We start from the raw sequence: 22,059 nt of genomic DNA, 5'->3' as shown, positions 1-22,059 counted from the left end.
TGTTTGTTAATTAATAATTGACCCTTTACGAGCAATTTCTTGCGCCAAGGTATCACAAATTGTATCGATTGTCATCACACCTAAATCTGCTCCTTCACGAGAGCGCACAGCAACCTGGTTTGATTCAACCTCTTTATCTCCTATCACTAAAAGATAAGGTACCTTTTGTAAAGTATGTTCGCGAATTTTAAAGCCAATTTTCTCATTTCTCAAGTCATAGTTGGCCCGAACACCTCTTTTTTGTAAAATTTGGGTCACTTTACTCGCATACTCGTTCTGTTTTTCACTAATTGTCAGAACAATTGCTTGTACCGGGGATAACCATAAAGGTAATTTTCCTGCATAGTGCTCTATTAAAATCCCCATAAAACGCTCAAAAGAACCTAAAATTGCACGATGCAACATCACGGGGGTCTGTTTGCTACCGTCTTCTGCGACATAAGAAGCATCCAAACGACCTGGCATCGAAAAATCTACTTGTATGGTTCCACATTGCCAGATTCTACCTAAACAATCAGCTAAGGAACATTCAATTTTAGGCCCATAAAAAGCTCCTTCACCTGGAGCATCAACCCATTCTATATTTCTGCCTTTCATTGCTTGTTTTAAAGCAGCCTCGGCTTTATCCCAAACATCATCACTTCCAACTCGCTTTTCGGGGCGTAATGCCAAACGATATTTGATCTCGTTAAAACCGAAATCGGTATATACAGACTGGACGAGCTCAAGCATCATCGCCACTTCGGATTGAATTTGATCTTCCGTACAGAAGATATGAGCATCGTCTTGAACCATGTTACGAACACGCATCAGGCCATGTAATGCACCTGAAGGTTCGCAGCGATGGCAATTACCAAACTCGGAAAATCTTAATGGTAAATCTCTATAGCTTTTTAATCCTTGATTGAATATTTGCACATGACAGGGGCAGTTCATTGGCTTCACTGCATAGTGACGATTTTCTGTCTCGGTGACAAACATCTCATCTCTAAAATTAGCCCAATGACCGGATTTTTCCCAAAGCACCCTATCAACTAATTGGGGTGTTCTTATTTCTTGGTAACCAAAATCAGCCAATCGGCTACGCATATAGCGTTCAAGTTCTTGATAAATTGTCCAACCCTTGGGATGCCAAAACACCATTCCAGGAGCAATATCCTGAAAGTGGAACAATTCTAAACTCTTACCCAATTTACGATGATCACGTTTTTCGGCTTCTTCAAGACGAAATAAATAATCAGCCAAAGATTTTTTATCAGCCCAGGCAGTTCCATAGATACGTTGCAACATTTCGTTATTGGAATCGCCGCGCCAATATGCGCCAGCTAATTTGGTCAGCTTAAATGCCTTCAAAAATCCAGTAGAAGGCACATGAGGACCTCGACAAAGATCTTCAAAGTCTCCTTGTTTATATAAAGACAATACTTCATCTTTGGGAATATCAGCAATAATCCTTGCTTTGTACTCTTCACCGAGACTTCTGAAATACTTGATTGCCTCATCGCGTGGCAGTTCCCTGCGCGTTACAGGGTAATTTGCCTTGGCCAATTCCGCCATTTTTGCTTCGATTGCTTCGAGATCTTCAGGGGTAAATGGTCTTTGGAATGCGAAATCATAATAAAAACCATCTTCGATTACAGGACCTATGGTCACTTGGGCTGTTGGAAAAAGACTCTTAACCGCTTGGGCTAGTAAGTGCGCCGTAGAATGACGAATAACCTCAAGACTTTCTTCTTGTTTTTCAGTAAGGATAACTAATGCACAATCTTTTTCGATAAGAAAAGAAGTATCTACCAGGCGATCATTGACACGACCTGCTAAGGCAGCTTTAGCCAATCCCGGACTTATAGTGTGGGCGACATCATAAACAGTTAAAGGCGCTTCAAAATGTTTTATACTTCCATCAGGCAATTTAATGTTTGGCATAATTTTATCCGTAAGCACTTCTTTTCAAAAAAAAACCCTGCATGGCAGGGCTTAAACCTTAATTAAGAGGAGTCAATCTCAAGCATCGTAAACGTTTTCGCTCTATCGCTGGAAATCCATATTTGGCTCATCTTGAACGGTTACCAAGCATCATCCCAAATGAAAACGGGGCTCCTGGAATACGATTTATTGCATGGTAGGCACGAGTGGGATCGAACCACCGACCACCACCATGTCAAGGTGGTGCTCTACCACTGAGCTACGTGCCTATAAAACGACCTGCATATACATTGAGGTGAAGTATATAATAAGGTGATATTACAAAGCAATCATTTAACCTAGAAAAAGCTGTTGAGTGCATAATGCACACGTTAATGTGTGTGGGAGATACCGGATATTTAAATCTTTTTTGTGAGCAGTATTCATCTTCTACGGCCAACAAAAATTTAAAGATCCAGTAGATTTAGCGCTCCTCGGCTTTGCTTTTTTGAATTATTTCATCCTTAAGAAATTGCTATTTCACGCCTATAGAGCAGAACTTGCAGTAAAAACTCGCTTACATTGTGTTTCACAACCTCTTTAAAACAATTATTAGAAACAAATACTTTTCGTTGGCGTTCGGAGCTTGTTCCTGAATCCATAATTGCCTGAAGCGTTGCAAAATAAGGTTGATAATTGAGTTGCTCGATGTAGGGTTTTAATTTCTCAAACCACTCCTTCAAGTCGTCGCCATTAATTTGATTTTTTCCATCCATATTCATTACTAATTCAGCATCCAAACCATAACGAATAGCTCTCCATTTATTTTCTCGAGAAAGCCAATAAGGAGGATAGGCTACTGATTCAAGCCAACTTCCATTATCAGCAAACCAGTGAGCAAGAACATGGATAAATGCAACAAGCGCCAATGTTTCTGCAAGTGTTGCTGCTCCATCACAAGCACGAATTTCCAAAGTTCCAAAACCACGACTTGGTCTTAATCCCACCATAAATCTTTAAGTGACTTTATAGAGCCGCATGATTTAAGCGTCTTATACAAATATTCAAAATCCTGCCATGAGCGTACATGGTAAGGTTGAGCTGCTGTAGGAAGGGCCTCATAGGTAGTGGGGCGACACGAAGCAAGTCCTGTGTCAATTCCTTGCCAAAAAGGAGCTGGAGGAAAGCGCTAATACATGAGGCAAAAAATACATGAAAAAATTATCAAACCGTATGCATTCTTCCCCACTCGACATACCTAGATGCACATGAAGACCATATACACTCATCCTACGGGTAAGCCATTGATTGCGATCGATTAAATCTTGATAGCGATCTGTGGGTGAGATCACCCAATCAGCATATTTTGAGAAGAGATGAGAGCCCGTTGTTGCCAGTAAAATACCCAATTTTTTCGCAACATGCTGAAGCTCAAAAAGTGTTGCATAAAGATCTTCTTAACTTCTTGCACCAAACTGCATTTGGACGTATTGACTTCGATGGTACTTAAATAGAATTCCGGTTTGATCTTCTCAAGATGGGACACAGCATTTAAAACATCTTCTGCTCGAGAGCATAAATTGTATGCTTTCAGCATCAATGAGTTGTAGTTCTATTTCTACACCCAAAGTCAATATTCCATTACTGTTAAAAAGAATTTCATCTTCTGATGCTAATAATGGCTGAGTAGTATCTGATGTTTGCGCTGATAAGGATTCGTTGAGTTGACTTTGCAAGGTTAACCTTCTTTTTATTATTGGAAATAGCATAGAAAAGTATCCTCTTTGGATATTTTTGAGGAACTCTATACAGTTAGATTTAATAGTGATGTACAATAAATATACCATTAAATATTCATATCTGATGAAATAATTCGTACACAAATCATTTACGATACTAATGGTTAAAGCGCCCAATTTCAACCGTGAATTTTTATAAGACCATCCATGAACACTATTGAAAAAGATCAAGTGGATCAAAAAATTGATCTGCAAACACAATCCGAACTCCGTTCCAAAAGCATTATTCTTGCCTTGCGCAAAATCATGCAGCAAATGGATTTTCATTCCAGACGTTTAAATAAATGTTATGGTTTAACTGTACCGCAAATCGCATGTTTGTATGAAATTTATGAAAATGGAATTATGACCATCTCTAGCTTATCGAAAAAAGTGTATCTATCCATGAGCACCTTAGTGGGTGTGATCGATCGCTTGGAAGAAAAAGAATTTGTTCTGCGCACACGAGACCGTAAGGACCGTCGCATTATTTATATCGATATTACTGAAAAAGGAAAAGATTTCGTTCGTGCCGCCCCCTACCTTCTGCATAATCGACTTAATGAAAATCTTCGTTCTCTGGATGAACAGGAACAAATAATTCTGGCTAACTCAATTAATTTATTGGTTAATCTCTTAAAAGACATTTAAAAGAAAATCAAAATTTATTTTTTTATCCAGACTAACAATTGGTTCCGTATTGTCTACAAGACACCAGACTAACAAGAAAAGGGGTAATCGTTCAGGGAATATGTTTGAATCTTGGTGGAAAATCAGATTTGAGCTCAAGTTGAACGCAACATGCTGAGATAGCGCAGCCTTCATCAGCATGTTTTTTCGTTCACCCTGCAAAGCCAGATATGCTGCGCTTTGCTCGGGTATTCCAGTTATATCCTCTACTGGATTTGCCACCAACCCGTTTTTCTTCGCACAAGATTAGGTGCAATAATCGTTTTTTGAGTTCTATCAGATAGTGTGATGAGAATCACCAGATTATTATTTTTATCAGGACCTAAAATCGTTGGCGAATTTGCATAACTGTTTGATAAACCAACACCTACAGCATATACCCCATTGTATTGATCAGAGGCATTAAAAGCACTGTCACCATTTAGATCAAATCGGGCATATTGGAAAGCGCCTCCATTTAAGAAATTCAATTCTAAAAGCATGGATGAAAATCCAAATCCGCATGAATCAAGAGGTGGTGTATTGAGAGTCGCAATAAATGCTCCGCTTATCAGCTCCGGACTGCCGATCACTCTTTGGCCTGCTATAGGTAAATCGGCAAACCACCCCACTTTGTTAGTCCAGTTTATGGTGTTAGCCGTTGCTGTAATGAGGTCTGTAGATAAACCAGAAGTCGCTGAATTAACCAGTGATAATGTTTGCTGCTGAAGATCAGTTCGTGTAAAGGTTGCGGATGTAAGCGGTTTATCCCATATCCCATAAATTGTTTGAGGTTGGGCATTGGCCAAGTCAGACGTTGTCAGAAGTTGCCCTGTGCCAAAGAGGACAAATGGGCCTTGATAACGTGGATAATTCGGATTTAGAGTCACTATAGGGGCTGTTGTTATAGGCTGAGCAACACCAGTAGAATCTCTTGCTTGAAACAGGAGTCGAGGACTCCAATTGGCAGGATCATTAGATGAAACATCAACTGCCCATAGGTTACCTTGTATATCGCCGGCATAGACAGCTGTGATAGGTTCCCCTTGCAATCCATCTCTTTGAGCTAATGCAACTGTCGATAGTCCTTGGGGTAAATTTACATTACAGGCTGACGGCACAGCAGCACAAAGATCTATTTTTCGAATTAATACTCCTGTTTGAGGATTGACTGCATAAAGTACCGATTTATTATTCGTGCTGTTATACCCATTACCAAAAAAGACAGCAAAATTTAAGGAGGTAGGGCTTGTTTTTCCTATTTGACCCACTTTGGGGGTACTGAAAGTAAGTCCTAAATCAATATCAGCATATTCCCACAAGACAGCGTTTGCCAGCGCAGTTTCAGTACTTAGGCCAGTAGGGTTAGTTATATCAAGCGCATAGATACTTTGACCACCTGCATTTTCTCCTCCCACAAGAATAGTGTGCCAGGAGCCATCAGTGAATTGAACATCGGCGCTTTCTGGTGATCCATTGACATAGAATAAATGGTTCTGATTATAGAGAGTAGAAGTAAGCTGAGAGAGATTATTAAATACATCATTGGGAATGAAGGCGAAGAGTTCTTGACCCGTGGTCGCATTAAGCGCATGGAGCATCCCATCGTTGGCCCCCACATAGAGGGTGGGTTGTCGATTAACGTGTGTTTTCGCAAAATCGATATAACTGGTCGTTAAATAAGGAGCTTGAGGTGCGCCAACGTATATGACTTGGCTATCAACTATATCCCCTAGGACATGCGAACGATTACGGAATGTTCCCCCATTTCTTTTTTCCAATCCGGTATTGCCTCGTATGTACTCTAATCGCTGTGCTCCTAATGCATCTATAGGTTGTAACTGAGCTTGTTGGGTTGTATTAATATTTTCCCATCTAAAGGGAACGCCGACTTGGGCCACAGGATCCCATGTAGCTATTTTTCGGTTTGCTGACCACCCCGCTCCGGCCACTAAAGAGTCAAGTTGGGATTGGGCTGACCAGAGGACGGTACTTGTTGGTGCGCCAGTATCTGGATCAAGGTTTATCGCTAACAAATTTCCAGTCCAATCTTCGTAAGGTGTATCTCTAGTGGTAAAATTAGCTTGGTACTCCACAATGTCCGTATCGATACGCGTTGAACTGACGGTCGCTGCTGACGTTGAAAATGATCCATTTTGAATATTTGCCAGAATTGCATTAAAACTATTGACTAGTTGCTCTGGATTCGTGGCAGGGTAATAATCTATCGTGTCCCCTGCTACTGCAATGGCTTTTAGCGTCGCGGCAGCTTGCGGATTCACGGTAGGATCAACGCCTGCCCCCAAGCCTATGACAAAAGTTGTAACCTTATCATTTTTTAGCTTAACTACTTCATCAATTACATCACTTAAAGCTTGATCATTTGTACTATTTAGCGATCCATCCGCATTGAATGTTGCAGTGACACCATATCCTACTGCTGCTGCACTCCCTAATGGCGGCCAGTATCTTCCCTGGAGATCCTGAGTGGGCAAACCATCTGAAATCAGAATAACGTATTTTTTTTGCGGGCAATCACCACTCGTTGTTCCAACAGTCTTCATAAAACTTCCAGCCCGGGTCAGCATCCCTCCAAGGGGAGATTGGGTAGCAGATGCTTTTATTTCAGTGGTAGATGTCGAATTAGTTTCCGGTTTTAATAAGGGCAGAAAAATATTCAAGGCATTGGCAACACTTGTAGGAGTTGGATTGACTCCAGCAGTAGTCATGTTTATCCGTATATTACCCGTATTAAACGAATTGTTACTGTAATAGGCGAAACCGCGCTGCACGTACATAACCTGCGGTGAAAAAGGTACAAATCCAGCATTTGTAGGTGCTGTGATAAAATTGCCAATAGAAGGTCTTGTATTGGCATAGGTCATTCTTATATTCCCTTGATTATAATTGGATAGGGTATAATTAGGAGGATAAGGATTAGATGGGGTGGGACCATTATAACTCACGAATACCCCTGGAAGACCACCTGAACTAAAAAGCATATCATTAATTACTGGATCGTCACTGGAATCCCCAATTTGCATATACTGGTTTGAAGACACCTCATTGGCCCCATAAAGCGTAGCGATGGATGCGCAATTGCTCGCAATGGTAGACGATGCTGAGCTATAGTTATAGCAAGGATTAGTGACATATCGATTACCGACAATTGGAGTATTTGTAAAAACAAAATTACTCCCTTGAGGCGACATGTAATAAACCCACGTATTAAAAATGCTGATGCTGCTCGTGCTGTAGGTCCCCAAGGCAAAATCCGTTGAAGGTATATAATGTTCAATAATGGCTTCGACAGCTGCTTTGGCGATATTTAATCGACTGGGGCTATTATCAATTTTAGTTCCTCCCTGAGTAACAGTATAAGGCGCGAATCCATTGGCATCTGGGGCTTGTACGGGTGGAGTAAATCCTGCTGGGACTTGATAATTAACAGGCGAACTTGAATTGTAAAGTGAAATTAGACTGCTTGACAGTGAACCTGAACCAGTCATAATCGCACCGCTAAAGTTACCATCCATCGATTGAGAATTTCCTATCAGGATCAATACCTGAGGATGTGTTGGACTAGCGATAACCAGGGGAATTTGAGGAATAGCTAATGACACGGCGTAGAGGGATATAGAAAAACATAACAAAATAGTAGTGAGGACATATGATAGAGATCGCATAAACCAGTTTCGATATCTGATTAAATTCCTAAATTTTAAAATGTCCATCATCATCATAATCAAATCCCTTGTTGCATTTGGACGCTAATCCAAAAGCGAAAATTAAACAACCCGCGCCCATACACAATAGAAAAAACAAAATATCCATTTTGCGGAGCATAAAAACGGAAATAGAGCAATAAACCGTCTTTCTAAAACCTAATTACAGAAATAATAAAGAAAATTCGCATAATTTAAAATACAAATATGATGAGGAACCTATCCTTCAATAAATTTTCATGACATTCATGAAATTAAATACCACCCTGGAATATGAATTACTTTAGATTTAGTCGCTTCAGTAAAGTGTTAAATAATCTCTTTTTACCTCACTATTGATTGAATTTTAGGAACTCTTTTGAATTCGCTAGAAAGGCTTGAATAGAGGGGGACCATTCAAGCCATGATATTGCGAGGTAACCGCTATGATTTATGCCACTTTTTTCTCTCATTGGACTGTACTATGTGATATGTTCCATCGTATATCACGAGTTGCCCTTATTGGAGGCAAGTTAGAAACCTTTTCCTTTAGGTTTCGGTGAAATTATACTTTTTTAGTTTCCAATGTCAACAATAAATTTCTATTGGAAACTATAAGTTTCCAAAATTCCTTATTTTTGCATAAATCATATCGATTTGTTATACTTCATATCCTTAAAAGCTGGCTTGTATCATCATGGAAAAAGTTAACCTAGCAAAACAGTTCGCTAACCGCTTGCGTGATGCAATGATCGCGGCTGGATTTAATTCGCAACGCTCTACTTCAGGGGTCTGCATCCATACGTTGTCAGAAATTACAGGTTATTCAGTACAAATTTGTCGTAAGTATCTCCGCGGTGAAGCCATTCCCGATCCCGTTAAATTAAGAGAAATCGCAGTAAAAATTCATGTTTCACCAGGATGGTTATTATTTGGAGACTCCCATAATGATGAGGGAATCACCCAAAAAAAAATATCAATTAATAAAAATTTGCTTCACTATATTTTCGCCAAAGCATCAAGCCTTTATAACGGCACGCTAATGGAACAGGAAATACCTAATTTTTTAATGGAATTAATCAGTGATGTCAGCCTAATTAATGCGGATGAAGAACAATCTAAAAAAATCATTGATTTGGCTTTATCTACAGTGAAACATTTTAGTCATTCGCAAGCGATATAATACCAACTTGTCCTATGGATAGTTCTTGCTCGCAAAAATTAACGCCTAACAATATGTTCCACCATTGATCTAATAGTGGTATTATTGCATTTTAAAAAAACACTGAGTTTATATGTTACTCCATTGTCTTTTCATCATAGGTATTTGTGTTGAAGCGATCACTGGCGCATTAGCTGCCGGTCGCAAAAAAATGGATTTTTTTGGTGTCATGTTGATTGCCTGCATTGCAGCATTAGGTGGTGGTACTGTGCGAGATGCTCTATTTAATACTTATCCTCTGACCTGGGTTATTCATCCTGAATATTTACTTTACACATCATTATTTGCATTCCTCACCATATTTATTGCACATTCATTGATTCGAATCATGAAAATATTTTTAATCCTGGATGCCCTGGGACTATCCACTTTTGTGATCATTGGCACTCAAAAAGCACTAAATCATGGTTTATCACCAAGTATTGCAGTCATTAGCGGGATGATCACCGGTATTTGTGGGGGGATGTTACGAGATATTTTATGCAACGATATTCCATTAGTATTAAGAAAAGAGCTCTATGCAGTCATTGCCTTGGCTGGCGCAGTACTGTTTATTGCGCTCGACTATTTTCATATTTCAGAAAATATTAATATAATCATCACCCTAATCAGTATTTTTACTGCACGTCTATTAGCCATTTTTTTCCACATTGAAATACCGATATTTGATTATTCGGAAAGTATCAAAAAACGCAAAAGGAAATCCTAGCAGTAGCCTGCCTGGCTGCTTGCAACTGTCTCTTGATAACATCTCAGCCTACGCCTCGCGGCTTGTCCTCGGGGTCCAGTGTTTTAGCGAAGATCCCCTGGATCCCGCGGACAAGCCGCGGAACGTCGGAGTAGAGCTGGATTAGTTTTTCAGTGATGTGTAGAAGATTCAGTTGCAGGCAGGCTACGAATCACACTTAAATTTCTTTAACTTCAAGAATACTCACTTCTTCGATGGGTACATCAGCATGCCCCATACTCTGTCCCGTTTTTACTTTGGCAATAGCATCTACAACATCCATTCCTTCCACAACTTCACCAAATACACAATACCCAAATCCTTGCATGTGCTCACCGCTGTAATTTAAAAATACATTATCCGCAACATTAATAAAAAATTGTGCCGTTGCAGAATGAGGATCCATAGTTCGTGCCATTGCAATCGTCCCTCGCTTATTTGGCTTCGCATTCTTGGCTTCATTCTTAATGGGTTCGTGAGTCGATTTTTGTTTCATATCTGAATCAAACCCACCGCCTTGAATCATAAAACCGGCGATAACACGATGGAAAATTGTATTATTATAGAAACCACTGCGCACATAATTAAGAAAATTTTCTGCTGTAGTCGGAGTATTTTCTGTATCTAACTGTAGATGAATATCACCTTTAGATGTACTAATTACAACCATTATATCTCCTGTCATTTTTTAAATTAATTGATGGATCCTATATATAAAAAGACGTTGCTTTTTACAGGATAATATTCGTTATGCTACTTAAATGACATGAGTTGTCTTTTAGTTCAAACTGTCACTCATAATCAACTCACGCATTTTATCACAAACATCGTGCATTACATGAACATTATGGATACTTGCTAATGCAGTAAATAAATTTGTTTTTTGTTTTGCTAACTGATGCAAATAGGAACGTGAATAATTAAGGCAAGTATAACAAGAACATTGTGCCATAATTGGCGACATATCATCAGCAAAACATGATTTTTTTATTTGAATTCGTTCATTTTCGTACTCACTGGCAAAACGTAGCCAATTGCCTTCCTGAATCAACTGACCACAGTATAAAGACCCATGCCGCGCGTTACGTGTAGGAGCAACACAATCGAACATATCAATTCCTTCGGCAACTACATCTAAAAGATCTTGGGGTGACATTCCAACGCCCATGGTATATCGCGGTTTATTCTCTGGAAGATAATCACGTACCCACCGGATAACTTCAACCGTGGTTTTCATATCAAAACCTATGGTTTCACCACCAATCGCAATACCTTCCGTATTCAGGGAAGATACGAAATCCGCACTTTCACGGCGTAAATCTTTAAAAGTACCCCCTTGGATAATACCGAAAAGCGCTTGCTCATACCCATATCGTGAATTGGGGTATTGTTGATGGTATTGCATGGATTGTTTTAACCAACGATGTGTACGCGTCATGATATGATTTACTTCATCTTTGGTACAACTGTCTGGTGTGCATTGATCAAAAGCCATGATAATATCTGCACCAATGATCTTTTGGGTTTCCAAAGACATTTCCGGTGTCATATGGATTAATCGCCCACTGCTTGGTAATCTAAAATGCGCTCCTTCCTCATCAATAGTACAGATTTCTTTATTCTTGGATAAACTAAAAACCTGAAAGCCCCCGCTATCCGTTAACATAGGTCCATGCCATCCCATAAAAGGATGCATGCCTCCTGCTTTTTCGATAACTTCCATACCTGGGGCGCACAGCATATGATAGGTATTACCCCCTAAAATGATTTGACTGTGCGCATCATGCAATTCTACAGGGGTCATATTATTTACACCTGCACGTGTGCCAACCGGCATAAAAACCGGAGTAATAAATTCACCATGAGCAGTAGTGACACGTGTCACCCGTGCCTGGGTAGCTGAGTGCTGATACAAGACGTCACAAGAAAAGGTTTTCATCTGCTAAAAATTATTCAAAATGCCGATGATAGCTAAGTCAAACCCAGATTACCAGCATTAGTCATGATTAATCTTGAATCAGTAGGCTGCTTTTATCAACCCCAACTTGCTGCAGTAGCAATGGAGTAGAGCTACACTCATGTGAGCAGTCTCTTGACTCCCTCCGCGGACAGGCCGCGGGAAATCAGAATAAGAGCTGGACTGGTTTTTCAGCAATGTATAGAAGATTCAGGTCACATGAAAATTCACTGCCTCAACGAAGCAATTTGCCGCTACAGTAACGTTTCGAAAGAAGTATAATCTATGATATCATCCGCAAAACCGATGGAAGCATGGCCTCATTCATCCATTCTAAAAAGGATACACGTATATGCCCAGTTCAAATTCTCACTTATTCATGATTGATATAGAAAATACTGAACTTTCAGACCTTGAACGGGAAATCGTAAAACATCCTAATGTCGGATCCGTGATTCTTTTCACACGCAACTTTACAAGTCCACAGCAGTTAGAACACCTAATTCATGAAATTCGCGAAATCAATCCCAGCATTTTTATAGCAACCGATCATGAAGGTGGTTTTGTGCAACGTTTTTTGCGCCAAGGATTTCGCTCCCTGCCTGCCCCTCGAGTCTATGGTGATGTGTATGATTTAAGCCCGGAAGTGGGCATCCGCCTTGCGAGACAATATGGCGAAATTATGGCCAAAGATTTATTAGCATTTGGTATCGATTTAAGTCTTGCTCCGGTCCTTGATCTCCATGACAAAAGTCTGGTCATTGCACGTTTGGATCGCGCTTTTCACCATAATCCTGATGTCATTATTGCTTTGGCAAGTGCTTTTATTGAAGGCATGAATGCAGCTGGAATGCCTGCAGTTGCCAAACATTTTCCAGGCCATGGTTCAGTTGGTGCTGATTCACATACTGCGATGCCCATTTCTCTCGTCTCGATGGATGAATTGAAAATTAAAGATTTAAAACCTTTCATCGAACTGATCAAGAAAGGACTGCTCAGTGCGGTCATGCCCGCGCATGTAACATATAAAACAATTGATGCAAATAAACCTGCTGGTTTTTCAACAATTTGGCTGCAAGAGATTTTACGCCATGAATTGAAATTTAAAGGTTTGGTTTTAAGTGATTGCTTGAGTATGACGGGTGCCGATATAGGCAATTTAAAGACCCGCACAGAGGAAGCGCTTAAAGCAGGTTGTGATATGTTAATCGTCTGCCATCAACCGCGTCACGTAGTACTAGAACTGGTGCAAAAAATCAACTTGCCTCAATCACCAGAATCAGCTGCCCGCATCGCTCATTTTAAAAATCAGATGCTTCGTTTCGCTCATCCTGAAAGAAATCAGCCCATTGCTAATTTATCCCAAGCAGCACAAGAATATGAAGGTATTGCCGGGAAAAATCTGCAATTCAATACCTCAACAACAATTTAAATACCTGTGGAAATAAAACTCAGGGCTATAAAACGCCTAGCGACTATAAATTATCATTATGGAGCACGCTGGATCGGGTGTTCCAAAACAAAAAACATCCCATAAGGGCCATGAATAAAAAGTATATGGCAACCCATCCAGGCATTGAGATTCCTAACATATGCCAACTGGCTTCAGCACAATCCCCAGTTCCCCAAAATAAAGCTTTCGCTACATCTTGCCAGGGTAAATAACGAATTAAAATATCCAGGCTTGGCATACAAGCGGGTGCTTCACCTGCCGGTAAAGACTGTAACCATAATTGACGTAAAGAAAAATATAACCCTGCGCAGGCAATGATGATTTGCAGCAAACTGATAACACGCGCCCTCTTTAAAGTTCGAAAACTTAATCCCATAACCGCTAACAATAAAAAAACACATAGGCGCTGCATAATGCATAAAGGACATGGAGCAAGGCCGACCATATATTGAAAATAAAAAGAAGCAAACAATACAAATACAGTCAGCATTGCATTAAAAGTTTGAATTTTTTTATAAGTAAGTTTTTTCATGATTTTGGCAACATATAGGATATAGCCGCTTTAAGATCATCATCACTGCATTTAATACATGTTCCTTTTGAGGGCATAGCATTCAAACCTTTAATTGAAGAAGCAAGTAAATCATTTAATTCTCTCCCCGATAAACGCGGTTGCCAATCCTGTTCATTTCTGAATTTTGGTGCCCCCGCGAGACCATCTCGATGACACACAATACAATATTGTTGATATGTTTCTTCTCCGGGCTCTGTTTTTGTTCCGGTAGAACTCATTTCTTTATTATCTATTTGAGTCTGGCCCTGTACAGTAACCTTTCCTACAGGTTGAATTCTTAATTGGATTTCTCGTTGCTGCAATTCATTACTTGCATACAGTGCAAATGAAAAACAAGACAATAACATCAAAAACTGCAACTTCATGCCCAGACACCTCATGATAATACAGGGTAAAATACATTTAATAAAATGATAATAAAAAATACCCACATTCAGCACTTTATGCGCGAAATCCAGCTTTAGTCTTCCTACTCCATCGACTGGATTCCTTGTATAAAACACAACAAGTAGAGCTACGCTATGCTTACAAATTAGCTGCGTTTACCCTGCAAGATAATAATTTGACATAATACCTAGAAGTGAATTTTTTTTCCAGCTAGATACAAAGGGAGCTGTTTTACCTTTCGCAAGCTTGAGTCAAAATGGCCTGATTTTCGAGTATCGAAGCACACCACTCTTAATTTTTTCGCCTACGTACCGCGCTTTATGCGCGGTATCCAGAGGATTTTGCTCTAGAAATGCTCCGCCGCATCTTAAAATATCCATCTGGATACCGTGCATAAAGCACGGTACGTAGAGAAATTTAAGCGGTACGCTGAGAAATTTAAAATGAGAACCGACGATCCCTCAGAGCTTTGTTCCCATAAGACAATCTTCAAACTATAATGACTCTTCTAGCCAAAATTTTATGGAGATAAAAACATGGTGCGAGCAATTCCTGAAGGCTTTCATACGGTAACGCCAACCTTTACTTTTAAAGATTGTGCGAAAGCAATTGAGTTTTATAAAAAGGCATTTAATGCCAAAGCACTGGATGTTTTCCCATCTTTGGATGGAAAAGGCATTATGCATGCCCATCTCCAAATTGGTAATTCTATTATGATGATGGGTGATGAAATGGAAGGGGACAATTGCTCTAAAAGCGCTGAGACCCTTGGCAACTCGCCAATAGGATTTTATATCTATGTTGCTGACGTAGACTCCGTTTTTCAACAAGCAGTAGCTGCTGGTGGTCAAATAACCATGCCTGTATCGGAAATGTTCTGGGGAGATCGTGCCGGACATATTAAAGATCCTTTTGGCTATTCCTGGATGATTGCCTCGCATACCCGAGATCTAACCGATGAGGAAATCAGAAAAAACGCAGCAGATTTCTTCACATTAATGGCAAAAAATAAGTGATGTTATAAGGGCTTGAAATGTCAGAATACACTGAGTTGGATCCGATTTTGCTCATTGCAGATCCTAAAATAGTCGCTATCCCGGTGATTGAAAATCTCGAACCAATGATTGATTTAGTGGATCTTCGAGAAATAAGTTATGGTCCCTCTCCGGAAATCCCCAACAATACTGATTACACAAAAATGCGGAAAACGGTTTATGAAAAATTAAAACAAGCCCAATTCTTGTTACCTAATGGATTACGTTTTTGTTTGTATGAAAGTTATCGGAGTTTGACATTACAAAAATCGCTCTTTGATACACGTTATGAGAAAGTGAAGAACAAACATCCTGAATGGTCACCCGAACAGATCTTCATTGAAACTACTCGAATGGTTTCTCCAGTAATTAACCAAGACGGTTCACCCAATATCCCACCGCACTCAACAGGCGCGGCAATTGATGTATATTTAATCAATGAGCAAGGAGAGGCCATTGAAATGGGAATTCATCCTAAAGATTGGATGGAAGACATAGATGGCTCTCTTTCACTTACTGCCTCAGAAATTATTCCCGAGGTAGCAAAACAAAATCGCAAAATCATGAGTTATGTCTTAGAAGCAGTTGGTTTCGTTAATTATCGCAATGAATATTGGCATTGGTCTTACGGAGACCGTTACTGGGCTTATTATAAACAAAAATCTTATGCCCTTTATGATAACTGCAAATAGTATTCTTATTCTGTCACCTGAATAAAGCGCTGCCGTGCCCGGGGATTTTTATACAATGAAAAATCCGGGCTCCGCTTTGCTTTAAACACGATGAACACATCTTAGGATATAAAAAGCAACTTAAAACTTCATTCGACAACTCTTTGAGCGTTAGGTTATATTTCAATTGAGGTAATTCATTATGAATGGATCACAATAAGGAAATGGTATGGCAAACATAAATGAAACATACACTCCAGACGCTTTAAGGAGGAATTGGGGATGGCTCTTGGGATTGGGGATATTACTTGTTTTTCTAGGTTGTATCGGCTTGAGCATGGTCATTGGCTTAACATTGGTCAGCATGTATTTTTTTGGCGCCTTGTTAATTATCTCCGCAATATCTCATTTTCTTGATATTTTCAAACATAGAGACTGGAAAGGGATATTCTGGCAAACAATAATCGCAATTTTATACCTGATTGGTGCTGGAGTGGTATTGTATGATCCCTTTTTAGCATCTACTTTAATTACAGCGTTTCTGGCCGGAGTACTGATTGTTATCGGAATCATACGAATAATTCTCGCACTATCTTTAAAAGACACCAAGGGATGGGGTTGGCTCGTATTTGCAGGAATTATTGCCATTATTCTTGGAATATTGATCATCATGCAATGGCCAATTAGTGGTTTATGGGTTATAGGAATGTTCATTGCTATTGATATGATTGTTAATGGTTGGACTTATATTTTTATCGCTCTTTCGGTGCGTGCATCCTTATAATGAACATAGTATGATACTGCATTCTTTACAAAATGCGGTATCCTTATGCACTCAAGAATACTACGTATAGCAACGCGCCAAAGCCCCCTCGCTTTATGGCAAGCAAATCATGTTCGCGATTTATTATTAAATAAATGGCCGAATCTGCAGATTGAATTATTACCCATGAGTACCTCTGGAGATAAATTTCTTAAGGATAAACTCCAGGCTATTGGCGGCAAGGGTTTATTTGTAAAAGAATTAGAAGAAGCGTTGTTAGATAAACGAGCAGATTTTGCTGTTCATTCTTCAAAAGATATGCCCGCAGAATTCCCTGAAGGCCTCGATTTAGTTGCAATCTGTAAAAGAGATAACCCTTTCGATGTTTTTGTCAGTTACCAACACAACAATTTGCACACATTGCCAGCCCAATCTATTGTTGGAACCTCTAGCCTTAGACGGCAATCGCAATTATTAGCGTACCGCTCGGATTTAAGTGTTAAATCCTTACGAGGGAATATCAATACTAGACTTGAGAAACTCAAATCAGGAGAATATCACGCAATTATCCTTGCTGCTGCAGGCCTTGAGCGTATGGGTTTCACTAATGTCATCACCGAACAATTATCAGCACACATCATGCTTCCTGCGTGCGGCCAGGGTGCCTTAGCAATCGAATGCAGAAGTGACGATCACAAAATCCAAGCCCTGCTTAGTGAGCTCAATGATCCCATATCCTCTATTTGTGTCCACGCAGAGCGAAAGGTTAATGCTCTGCTTGGCGGTAATTGTCATGTGCCTTTAGCAGTTTTTTGCGCTCCAATAGAAAACAAACAACTTTCTTTGCAAGCAAAAATTTTAGCCCTTGATGGATCACAGATCATCACGAGCACGCAAACCGGCCCAATAGAGCAGGCAACCAGCTTGGCTGAGCGCTGTGCTCAATCTTTGCAAGTCCAAGGTGCAGCAAACCTTCTCGCATCAGTTCCACAATGAGTAGCTCGCTTCACGGTTTATGCATTTTAAATACTCGCCCACGAGAGCAAGCACATCAGTTGAGCCAAAGTATTCGTGAGGCGGGAGGAATAGCAATTGAACTTCCAACTCTAGAAATTGAAGCAGCAAACAGCAATTGGATCAATTCTTTGCCTCATTTAGAAAAAGTGGATCAAGCCATATTTGTTAGTGCAAATGCTGTTCATTATTGTTTTACTCAATTAAACCAGCGACATATTAAGTGGCCATCTTCGATTCAAGTCATTGCAATTGGTCAAGGTAGTGCTGCGGCGTTGCAAAAATTCGGCATCCGCGTGAGTGCAGTTCCTGATGTACCTGACAGTGAACATTTATTGGCATTAAAAACATTACAACAACCAGAAAAACAAAATGTGCTACTATTTAAGGGTGAAGGAGGCAGGCCTCTCATTGAAGAACAATTGATGCACAGAGGAGCTAACCTGATTATTCTCAAAGTATATCAAAGGGTTATTCCTCAAATAAGCCGTCAATTTATTCAATCGATATGGCGCGATGATTTAGTGGACATTATACTGTTAACAAGCGAACAGTCTTTGCATCACCTTTTTAAACTGTTTGATAAGGAAGCCCATGATTGGCTTCGCAATAAAAAATGGCTAATAATTAGTGAGCGCCTGGCTCAAGTTGCCTCTTCAATGAATATAAAAAATATTAGGGTATGCAATCCTAATCAACTAATGAATACATTGTTTGACTACATAAACAAGGATTAACTTATGGCAAGCGGCAAAGAAGAACAAATACAAAAAGCAAAAAAGGCAGTCAAAACAACACCTAATGAAAAGACGACACCAAAAATTAATTCCACTGTGTGTAAAAATAAATATCTAATATTTGTATTAAGCTTTATTGTTGCGCTGGTAGCGCTTGGCGTCGCTGCCTATACTCTTTTTCTGAACAAGCAATTGCATGAGCAATTAAATAAAACGCAAAATAATTTTTCCGCGCACCTACAACAACTAGAGCAAAAACAAGATCAAGCTCAAGAGCAGCTCAATGCAAAAACAAATAATGCTGAAGAAATACAGAAACAATTACAAACTAAATTCGAAAGTTTAAGCAAACAGTTACAAAATGCAATGAACCAAAAGTTTTATCAAAATCAGGACTGGCTTCTTCTCAAAGCACGTTACTACCTTGAATTAGCACAAATCAATGCACATTGGAGCAATGGAGTTGACCCCACAATAGCATTGTTAAAACAAGCAGATCAGCTTTTAAAACAATTTAACGACCCTAAAATTTTGGATATACGGCAAGCCATCGCTAAGGATATAGTTCAAACCCAAGCCCTACCTTCTGTGGATGTTGCTGGATTGCTTAGCCAATTGGATGCGGCACAGAGCAGCATTAATGATTTGAGAACTCCATTACCGCTAAATGAGAATCTGACCTCAACAAAAAAAACAACAACGCCAGCCAATAGCTCACCTACTTGGCGCGATCGCTTTCAAAACAGCATGAATGTACTGGAGAAACTTGTTGTGATTCGACGTCATGATCAGGAGATTAAACCACTTATATCCCCCGCATTCGAAGCCATACTTAAAGAAAAGCTCCGGCTTAATCTGCAAGAAGCACAATGGGCAATTTTAAATAATGAGCCCTTTGTTTATCAACTGGTTCTAAAACAGGCAATTGATAGTCTTAAAATGAATTTTAATGCAAATACGCCAAATACAGCGGCTTTAATCAAAAAACTTACTGAGTTACACCAAACAAATATAACTCAAAAAAGACCCAGTATGGGTTCTGCACTCCCTATGCTCAATGAATTAATTGACACCAAAAAATCAGCAAATCAATCCATAGATAGCGAACAAGGAGGAAATCAATAATGATGCGTCTTCTCTTTGCTTTTTTGATTTTATTGGGTGCGGTAGTTTTAGGAATTCAACTCAATAAAGATCCAGGCTATGTATTGATTGCAATCAATCATTGGACCATTGAAACTACGGTCTGGGTAGCCGTCTTTGGTATTATTATTTTATTCATTGTTTTGTATCTTATTCTTCGTTTATGTCAGAAAATTTCGCATACCCCACGCTCATTAACCCGATGGCATTCAAAACGACTTGCTCAAAAAGCACAAGCTATTACTCGAAAAGGATTAATTGAATACAGTGAAGGATATTGGTTAAAAGCAAAAAATCATTTGATTCAGGCCTTACCTAATACCGATACACCGTTACTAAATTATTTAACAGCAGCCCGAGCAGCTCAAAAAATGGGAGACAATCAATTACGTGATGATTATTTGCGTGAAGCACAGCACTCAATGCCAGAAGCTAAAATTGCTGTTGAATTAACCCAAGCAGAATTACAACTGGCAAATCATCAATGGGAACAAGCTTTGGCGACCTTAAAACATTTACATGATATAGCCCCACGCCATCCTTACGTCTTAAAACTCATCATGCAACTTTATCAGGAAGTAAAAGACTGGCCGCAACTCATTGCTATTTTGCCTGATTTAAAAAAGCATCGGGTTGTTAATCAGCAAGAACTTGAGTTATTACAATACAATGCTTATTTGCAAAGGCTTATTGACCTGGTGAAGCAAAATCAACCAGAAGTTGTAGATGCCTTTTTTCATTCGGTCCCTAAACCTTTGGCTAATGAGCCAAATATTATCGCAGAGTATGTACGTTTCTTATTAAAAAAAGCGGACTTTGGTACGGCAAGTAATCTACTGCAACGCGCACTGCGTAAAGATCTCAGTCCTCAATTGATTAGGCTTTATAGCCTATTACCATCTGATGAGAAGCAATTGGCTTTTGCTGAAGGGTTACTCAAAAAAAATGCGCATTCAGCAGCACTTTATTTATCTTTAGGGCAAATCTGCATGAAACAACAGCTCTGGGGCAAAGCCAAGTATTATCTTGAAAAAGCAAATGAGATCGAACCGACAGCCTTGGCCTACGAAATTCAAGGACAGTTGCATGAAAAGCTTGGCGAAGAGTCACTTGCATGTAAAAGCTATAAGAAGGGCTTAGAACTCATAACAAAAGAAACCTAAAACCATATCCACGTAAATTCTTAGCTCCTAATCAGGAACCAGTTAGGTTTGATCGGGTTGTGAAAAATTTTTGCTAAGCAAGCTCATTAATTTAATTAATTCCAATTTAATAAGTAAATATAACAAATTTCTTTTTGAAAGCAATAATGTTAAATTTTAAATTAATGTGAAATTGTCTTAAATTTTTTGGATTAAATAATGAGACCATGTAGGTCATTCTTTGTGATGTTCTGTTTTTTCTTGGGTTTTATATTGCAATTCGGGCAACTTAATAATGCTTTTGCAAATCCTCATTTGGGCCACGACTTCAACACGAATGTGGAATCACCCATATCGAGTACATTTATACCCCCGTCAATTACCACACAACCCGTTAGCCAAACAGTAACCGTCGGGCAATCTGTAACCTTCTCGGTAACCGCAACAGGTACGGCCCCTCTTTCCTACCAATGGCAAAAAAATGGGGTAGCAATTGCTGGCGCCACTGCAACAAGCTATAACATACCCAGCGTTGCATTAGCAGATGCAGGAAACTATACCGTTGATGTATCCAATCTAGAGGGTACTGTAACAAGCAGTACTGCAGTATTAACTGTAAACTCCGGAACTCCCCCGTCAATTACCACACAACCCGTTAGCCAAACAGTAACCGTCGGGCAATCTGTAACCTTCTCGGTAATCGCAACCGGTACCGCCCCTCTTTCCTACCAATGGAAAAAAAATGGGATAGCAATTGCTGGAGCCACTGCAGCAAGCTATAACATCCCCAGTGTAGTATTAGCAGATGCAGGAAACTATTCAGTGGATGTATCCAATTCGGCTGGAATTGTAACAAGTAGTACTGCAGTATTAACTGTAAATTCCGGAACTCCCCCGTCAATTACCACACAACCCGTTAGCCAAACAGTAACCGTCGGGCAATCTGTAACCTTCTCGGTAATCGCAACAGGTACCGCCCCTCTTTCCTACCAATGGAAAAAAAATGGGATAGCAATTGCTGGAGCCACTGCAGCAAGCTATAACATCCCAAGTGTAGTATTAGCAGATGCAGGAAACTATTCAGTGGATGTATCCAATTCGGCTGGAATTGTAACAAGTAGTACTGCAGTATTAACTGTAAATTCCGGAACTCCCCCGTCAATTACCACACAACCCGTT

At 39.7% G+C, this 22,059-nt stretch carries 20 protein-coding genes, 1 tRNA gene and 1 pseudogene; 12 read left to right on the top strand and 10 right to left on the bottom strand.

Annotated elements, in window-relative coordinates:
• Nucleotides 1-6: 6 nt before the first annotated feature.
• The 5 genes and pseudogenes from thrS to LXO92_RS03795 all read right to left on the bottom strand — a co-directional run bounded on the left by thrS (nucleotide 7) and on the right by LXO92_RS03795 (nucleotide 3,674).
• Entirely contained in the window at nucleotides 7-1,926 is a 1,920-nt protein-coding gene (gene thrS / locus LXO92_RS03815) for a threonine--tRNA ligase (RefSeq protein WP_182351409.1), read from the bottom strand.
• Between the two features lie 194 nt (nucleotides 1,927-2,120).
• Nucleotides 2,121-2,195, bottom strand: a tRNA-Val gene (locus tag LXO92_RS03810).
• Between the two features lie 234 nt (nucleotides 2,196-2,429).
• Nucleotides 2,430-2,915: a carboxylate-amine ligase gene (locus tag LXO92_RS03805; protein WP_232890413.1), complete on the bottom strand. Its 486-nt coding sequence runs from the start codon at nucleotides 2,913-2,915 to the stop codon at nucleotides 2,430-2,432.
• A pseudogene (locus tag LXO92_RS03800) lies at nucleotides 2,903-3,314 on the bottom strand (carboxylate-amine ligase). The gene LXO92_RS03805 and the pseudogene LXO92_RS03800 overlap by 13 nt, the downstream one beginning before the upstream one ends.
• A 123-nt stretch (nucleotides 3,315-3,437) precedes the next feature.
• Nucleotides 3,438-3,674, bottom strand: coding sequence for a hypothetical protein (locus tag LXO92_RS03795; protein WP_232890412.1), 237 nt, complete (start codon nucleotides 3,672-3,674; stop codon nucleotides 3,438-3,440).
• A gap of 177 nt (nucleotides 3,675-3,851) precedes the next feature.
• Between LXO92_RS03795 and LXO92_RS03790 the strand changes: the two genes are divergently transcribed.
• Nucleotides 3,852-4,334 carry a MarR family winged helix-turn-helix transcriptional regulator gene (locus tag LXO92_RS03790; protein WP_182351408.1) on the top strand — a complete coding sequence of 161 codons (483 nt, stop codon included), beginning with the start codon at nucleotides 3,852-3,854 and terminating at the stop codon, nucleotides 4,332-4,334.
• Nucleotides 4,335-4,579: 245 nt separating this feature from the next.
• Here LXO92_RS03790 and LXO92_RS03785 read toward each other — a convergent pair whose 3' ends face one another.
• Complete coding sequence (locus LXO92_RS03785) at nucleotides 4,580-8,086, bottom strand: pilus assembly protein (RefSeq protein ID WP_340162999.1); 3,507 nt, start codon at nucleotides 8,084-8,086, stop codon at nucleotides 4,580-4,582.
• Between the two features lie 667 nt (nucleotides 8,087-8,753).
• On the opposite strand from LXO92_RS03785, the gene LXO92_RS03780 reads away from it, so the two are divergent.
• A complete protein-coding gene (locus LXO92_RS03780) occupies nucleotides 8,754-9,239 on the top strand; it encodes a helix-turn-helix domain-containing protein (RefSeq protein WP_232890410.1) in 486 nt (161 codons plus the stop codon).
• Between the two features lie 112 nt (nucleotides 9,240-9,351).
• On the top strand, nucleotides 9,352-9,987 hold the full coding sequence (locus LXO92_RS03775) for a trimeric intracellular cation channel family protein (RefSeq protein WP_182351406.1): 636 nt from the start codon (nucleotides 9,352-9,354) through the stop codon (nucleotides 9,985-9,987).
• 196 nt (nucleotides 9,988-10,183) lie between these two features.
• Here LXO92_RS03775 and LXO92_RS03770 read toward each other — a convergent pair whose 3' ends face one another.
• Both LXO92_RS03770 and tgt read right to left on the bottom strand, forming a co-directional pair.
• Nucleotides 10,184-10,675, bottom strand: a complete 492-nt coding sequence (locus tag LXO92_RS03770; RefSeq protein ID WP_232890409.1) for a peptidylprolyl isomerase — start codon at nucleotides 10,673-10,675, stop codon at nucleotides 10,184-10,186.
• Nucleotides 10,676-10,783: 108 nt separating this feature from the next.
• Nucleotides 10,784-11,944: a tRNA guanosine(34) transglycosylase Tgt gene (gene tgt / locus LXO92_RS03765; RefSeq protein WP_182351404.1), complete on the bottom strand. Its 1,161-nt coding sequence runs from the start codon at nucleotides 11,942-11,944 to the stop codon at nucleotides 10,784-10,786.
• 370 nt (nucleotides 11,945-12,314) lie between these two features.
• Here tgt and nagZ point away from each other — a divergent pair, with 370 nt between their 5' ends.
• Complete coding sequence (gene nagZ, locus LXO92_RS03760) at nucleotides 12,315-13,394, top strand: beta-N-acetylhexosaminidase (RefSeq protein ID WP_182351403.1); 1,080 nt, start codon at nucleotides 12,315-12,317, stop codon at nucleotides 13,392-13,394.
• Between the two features lie 43 nt (nucleotides 13,395-13,437).
• Here the strand turns inward: nagZ and LXO92_RS03755 are convergent, their stop codons facing one another.
• Both LXO92_RS03755 and LXO92_RS03750 read right to left on the bottom strand, forming a co-directional pair.
• Nucleotides 13,438-13,947 (bottom strand): disulfide bond formation protein B, encoded by a 510-nt coding sequence (locus tag LXO92_RS03755; RefSeq protein ID WP_182351402.1) that lies wholly within the window; start codon nucleotides 13,945-13,947, stop codon nucleotides 13,438-13,440.
• Nucleotides 13,944-14,354, bottom strand: a complete 411-nt coding sequence (locus LXO92_RS03750; RefSeq protein ID WP_182351401.1) for a c-type cytochrome — start codon at nucleotides 14,352-14,354, stop codon at nucleotides 13,944-13,946. The genes LXO92_RS03755 and LXO92_RS03750 overlap by 4 nt, the downstream gene beginning before the upstream one ends.
• A gap of 558 nt (nucleotides 14,355-14,912) precedes the next feature.
• On the opposite strand from LXO92_RS03750, the gene LXO92_RS03745 reads away from it, so the two are divergent.
• The 8 genes from LXO92_RS03745 to LXO92_RS03710 all read left to right on the top strand — a co-directional run.
• Nucleotides 14,913-15,392 (top strand): VOC family protein, encoded by a 480-nt coding sequence (locus LXO92_RS03745; protein ID WP_232890408.1) that lies wholly within the window; start codon nucleotides 14,913-14,915, stop codon nucleotides 15,390-15,392.
• Nucleotides 15,393-15,409: 17 nt separating this feature from the next.
• Nucleotides 15,410-16,102 (top strand): M15 family metallopeptidase, encoded by a 693-nt coding sequence (locus tag LXO92_RS03740; RefSeq protein WP_232890407.1) that lies wholly within the window; start codon nucleotides 15,410-15,412, stop codon nucleotides 16,100-16,102.
• A 208-nt stretch (nucleotides 16,103-16,310) separates the two neighbouring features.
• Nucleotides 16,311-16,865: an HdeD family acid-resistance protein gene (locus LXO92_RS03735; protein WP_182351398.1), complete on the top strand. Its 555-nt coding sequence runs from the start codon at nucleotides 16,311-16,313 to the stop codon at nucleotides 16,863-16,865.
• Between the two features lie 45 nt (nucleotides 16,866-16,910).
• A complete protein-coding gene (gene hemC / locus LXO92_RS03730; RefSeq protein ID WP_182351397.1) occupies nucleotides 16,911-17,840 on the top strand; it encodes a hydroxymethylbilane synthase in 930 nt (309 codons plus the stop codon).
• Nucleotides 17,837-18,595: a uroporphyrinogen-III synthase gene (locus LXO92_RS03725; RefSeq protein ID WP_182351396.1), complete on the top strand. Its 759-nt coding sequence runs from the start codon at nucleotides 17,837-17,839 to the stop codon at nucleotides 18,593-18,595. The genes hemC and LXO92_RS03725 overlap by 4 nt, the downstream gene beginning before the upstream one ends.
• 3 nt (nucleotides 18,596-18,598) lie before the next feature.
• The gene (locus tag LXO92_RS03720; RefSeq protein WP_232890406.1) at nucleotides 18,599-19,720 is read left to right on the top strand and encodes a uroporphyrinogen-III C-methyltransferase; all 1,122 of its coding nucleotides are present in this window, start codon (nucleotides 18,599-18,601) and stop codon (nucleotides 19,718-19,720) included.
• The gene (locus tag LXO92_RS03715; RefSeq protein ID WP_232890405.1) at nucleotides 19,720-20,901 is read left to right on the top strand and encodes a heme biosynthesis HemY N-terminal domain-containing protein; all 1,182 of its coding nucleotides are present in this window, start codon (nucleotides 19,720-19,722) and stop codon (nucleotides 20,899-20,901) included. Before LXO92_RS03720 ends, LXO92_RS03715 begins: the two co-directional genes overlap by 1 nt.
• A 198-nt stretch (nucleotides 20,902-21,099) precedes the next feature.
• Nucleotides 21,100-22,059: immunoglobulin domain-containing protein (locus LXO92_RS03710; RefSeq protein WP_233291519.1), on the top strand; the 960-nt coding region annotated here is incomplete at its 3' end.

Origin of the sequence: Legionella resiliens (assembly GCF_021344005.1) — a bacterium.
In the GTDB taxonomy this organism is placed as follows: Bacteria; Pseudomonadota; Gammaproteobacteria; order Legionellales; family Legionellaceae; genus Legionella; species Legionella resiliens.
Note: the sequence above shows the minus strand (reverse complement) of the source record. Positions and strands in the feature narration are given on the sequence as shown.

What these genes read in the sequence shown, in the direction of transcription:
- hemC (WP_182351397.1), top strand. Translation starts at nt 16,911, where the DNA reads ATGCACTCAAGAATACTACGTATAGCAACGCGCCAAAGCCCCCTCGCT.
- LXO92_RS03755 (WP_182351402.1), bottom strand. Translation starts at nt 13,947, where the DNA reads ATGAAAAAACTTACTTATAAAAAAATTCAAACTTTTAATGCAATGCTG.
- tgt (WP_182351404.1), bottom strand. Translation starts at nt 11,944, where the DNA reads ATGAAAACCTTTTCTTGTGACGTCTTGTATCAGCACTCAGCTACCCAG.
- LXO92_RS03735 (WP_182351398.1), top strand. Translation starts at nt 16,311, where the DNA reads ATGGCAAACATAAATGAAACATACACTCCAGACGCTTTAAGGAGGAAT.
- LXO92_RS03720 (WP_232890406.1), top strand. Translation starts at nt 18,599, where the DNA reads ATGGCAAGCGGCAAAGAAGAACAAATACAAAAAGCAAAAAAGGCAGTC.
- LXO92_RS03770 (WP_232890409.1), bottom strand. Translation starts at nt 10,675, where the DNA reads ATGGTTGTAATTAGTACATCTAAAGGTGATATTCATCTACAGTTAGAT.
- LXO92_RS03740 (WP_232890407.1), top strand. Translation starts at nt 15,410, where the DNA reads ATGTCAGAATACACTGAGTTGGATCCGATTTTGCTCATTGCAGATCCT.
- LXO92_RS03745 (WP_232890408.1), top strand. Translation starts at nt 14,913, where the DNA reads ATGGTGCGAGCAATTCCTGAAGGCTTTCATACGGTAACGCCAACCTTT.
- LXO92_RS03805 (WP_232890413.1), bottom strand. Translation starts at nt 2,915, where the DNA reads ATGGTGGGATTAAGACCAAGTCGTGGTTTTGGAACTTTGGAAATTCGT.
- LXO92_RS03785 (WP_340162999.1), bottom strand. Translation starts at nt 8,086, where the DNA reads ATGGACATTTTAAAATTTAGGAATTTAATCAGATATCGAAACTGGTTT.
- nagZ (WP_182351403.1), top strand. Translation starts at nt 12,315, where the DNA reads ATGCCCAGTTCAAATTCTCACTTATTCATGATTGATATAGAAAATACT.
- LXO92_RS03725 (WP_182351396.1), top strand. Translation starts at nt 17,837, where the DNA reads ATGAGTAGCTCGCTTCACGGTTTATGCATTTTAAATACTCGCCCACGA.
- LXO92_RS03715 (WP_232890405.1), top strand. Translation starts at nt 19,720, where the DNA reads ATGATGCGTCTTCTCTTTGCTTTTTTGATTTTATTGGGTGCGGTAGTT.
- LXO92_RS03780 (WP_232890410.1), top strand. Translation starts at nt 8,754, where the DNA reads ATGGAAAAAGTTAACCTAGCAAAACAGTTCGCTAACCGCTTGCGTGAT.
- LXO92_RS03795 (WP_232890412.1), bottom strand. Translation starts at nt 3,674, where the DNA reads ATGCTATTTCCAATAATAAAAAGAAGGTTAACCTTGCAAAGTCAACTC.
- LXO92_RS03775 (WP_182351406.1), top strand. Translation starts at nt 9,352, where the DNA reads ATGTTACTCCATTGTCTTTTCATCATAGGTATTTGTGTTGAAGCGATC.
- LXO92_RS03790 (WP_182351408.1), top strand. Translation starts at nt 3,852, where the DNA reads ATGAACACTATTGAAAAAGATCAAGTGGATCAAAAAATTGATCTGCAA.
- thrS (WP_182351409.1), bottom strand. Translation starts at nt 1,926, where the DNA reads ATGCCAAACATTAAATTGCCTGATGGAAGTATAAAACATTTTGAAGCG.
- LXO92_RS03750 (WP_182351401.1), bottom strand. Translation starts at nt 14,354, where the DNA reads ATGAAGTTGCAGTTTTTGATGTTATTGTCTTGTTTTTCATTTGCACTG.